Below are 2,583 nucleotides of genomic sequence, written 5' to 3'. Positions count from 1 at the left end.
TGAAAGCCAGTGCGGAAGTGGCGGTGAACAAGAACGCCACGCTGTCGCTGGGCTACGGCGGGCTGCTGTCGCAAAACTACCAGGACAACAGCGTTAACGCCGGTTTTACCTGGCATTTCTGATCTTAAAAAACAAACGGAACAACCGCCCCGCTGGGGCGGTTTTTACCAAAAACAACAAGGGATAAGGGAATGAAGCAATCTGCAGGAAACAACAAACCGGCATTGGCGCCGACATGGAAACTGAACGCCCTGTTATGCGCGTTGTTGGCCGCCGGTGGTGCACAGGCCGCGACCTATACCGAAGGGGGGAAGAGCGGCGATCCGGCCAGTTGGCGCAGCAATGAATTCAATGCTAACTGGGGGTTGGGGGCTATCCATGCCGACGAGGCTTACGCGGCAGGTTATACCGGCAAAGGGCAAAAGGTGGGGATCTTCGATACCCCGGTGAACCAGCATCCGGAATTTGCCGGTGATGGCAAGCTGACTAACGTTGTCACCGAAGGCTATCGCGCCTATACCGATCCGCATCGTGAGGGGATTAAGGCCGGCGATCGCTTTTACTTTGACGGTACTTTCCATTTTTACAGTGGTTCACAGGGGCAGTTAAGTAACCACGGCGTCCACGTTGCCGGTATAAGCGGTGCCAACCGTGACGGCACCGGCATGCACGGCGTCGCCTTTGATTCGCAAATCATCAGCGTCGATAACGACAATGACGGCCCGGCCTACGGTGAGTTCCTCGGGCTGGATGGCAGCGTGACCAACGCGGGCTGGCAGGCGATGATCAACAACGGCGTGCGGGTGATCAACAACAGTTGGGGCGTCAGCATTCCGGATTTTCTTTCGGATAATGGCAAGAAACCCGATGCGCTGCATTTCGAGCTGAAGGACGCGCAGGAACAGTTTGATCAGGTGAAACCCTTGCTGGGCAGCCTGGCGGGGGCGGGTTATCAGGGGGCTATCGATGCGGCACGTAAAAATATTCTGGTGTTGTTCGCCGCCGGTAACGACGGCAACTACAACCAACCGGATGTGATCAGCGGCCTGGCCTATTTTGTGCCGGATGTTGCGCCTAACTGGCTGTCGGTTGCCAGCGTCGCGCAGGATGACGCCTCCACCAACAGCGTGCCTTACACCATCAGCAGCTTCTCTTCGCGTTGCGGCTATACCGCCAGCTTCTGCGTCTCCTCGCCGGGCAGTAAAATCTACAGCACCGTAGCCAACGGTTCAGATCCGAACCAGTTGGTCTCCGACTATGGCAATAAAAACGGTACCTCAATGGCGACGCCGCACGTGACCGGCGCAGTCGCCGTATTGCTGCAGCGTTTCCCGTACATGACGTCGGCGCAAATTGCCGATGTGCTTAAAACGACCGCGACCGATATGGGGGCTCCGGGCATCGATGCCTTGTATGGCTGGGGGATGATCAATCTGGGCAAGGCGATTAACGGTCCGGGCATGTTCTATACCGTCGATGATATCCCCGAGGAGTTTCGTATTCCGGACCCGACGGGCGTGGCTTATGGCTCGTCGCAATTTGTCGCCAACATTCCTGGCATGGGGGCGATCATCGATGAGGGTACGTTGCATGCCAGAGTCTGCGATGACTACCACTGCTCGCTTGAAGTGTATTCCAATGATATCAACGGCCATGGCGGCCTGACCAAAGAGGGCCAGGGGGCGTTGGTACTGACCGGTAACAACACCTACTCCGGCCCGACGTGGGTCAATACCGGCCTGCTGGCGGTGAATGGTTCGGTGACTTCGGACGTGACGGTACAAAACGCCGGCGTGCTGGGCGGTTCCGGTACGCTAGGGTCGTTAACTGCCCGCAGCGGCGGTACCGTGGCGCCGGGCAATTCGATCGGCACGCTGAACGTGACTCGTGACGTCAGCTTCGAACCAGGCTCCCGTTACGCGGTGGAAGTGGCGGCGAACGGCCAGAGCGATCGGATCCAAAGTAACGGATCGGCGACGATCGGCGGCGGTGAAGTGACGGTATCGCTGGAAAACAGCAGCAACCTGCTGTCGCAAAACGAGGTTCGCAGCCTGCTGGGTCAGCAGTACAACATTCTGACCGCCCAGCAGGGTATCCGTGGGCAGTTTGACTCTGTGGCGCCAAACTACCTGTTCCTGGGCACCGGCCTGACCTACCAGCCGAATCAGGTAACGCTCAACGTCGGCCGTAATGACACCAGTTTCGCCAGCGTGGCAGCAACGCAGAACGAGCGGGCGGTGGCGGCGGCGGCAGATGCGCTGGCGGCGGGCAATCCGGTGTTTGAAAGCATCCTTAACGCCGGTTCGGCGGGGGAAGCGCGGCAGGCGTTCCGCCAGCTGTCGGGGCAGATCCACGCGGATATCGCTTCGGCACAGGTCAACGACAGCCGCTACCTGCGCGACGCGCTGAACGGCCGTTTGCGTCAGGCGGAAGGGCTGGCGACCTCGCCGGACATCAAGGCTGACGACGACGGTGGCGCCTGGGCGCAGCTGTTGGGGGCCTGGGATCATGCATCGGGTGATGCCAATGCCACGGGCTATCAGGCATCCACCTACGGCGTGCTGGTGGGGCTGGACTCGGCGC

2 protein-coding genes are annotated in these 2,583 nt (G+C 59.6%); both read left to right on the top strand.

Translation table 11 applies throughout. The features are described 5' to 3' along the window. Positions 1 to 122: autotransporter outer membrane beta-barrel domain-containing protein (locus NR114_RS24335; RefSeq protein ID WP_182825907.1), on the top strand; the 122-nt coding region annotated here is incomplete at its 5' end. Between the two features lie 69 nt (positions 123 to 191). Continuing rightward, on the top strand, positions 192 to 2,583 hold a 2,392-nt coding region (locus tag NR114_RS24170; protein WP_256814529.1), incomplete at its 3' end, for an autotransporter serine protease.

It is taken from the genome of Serratia sp. Ser99 (assembly GCF_024519545.1).
GTDB lineage: Bacteria > Pseudomonadota > Gammaproteobacteria > Enterobacterales > Enterobacteriaceae > Serratia > Serratia liquefaciens.
This window is presented reverse-complemented; position numbering and strand designations above follow the sequence as displayed.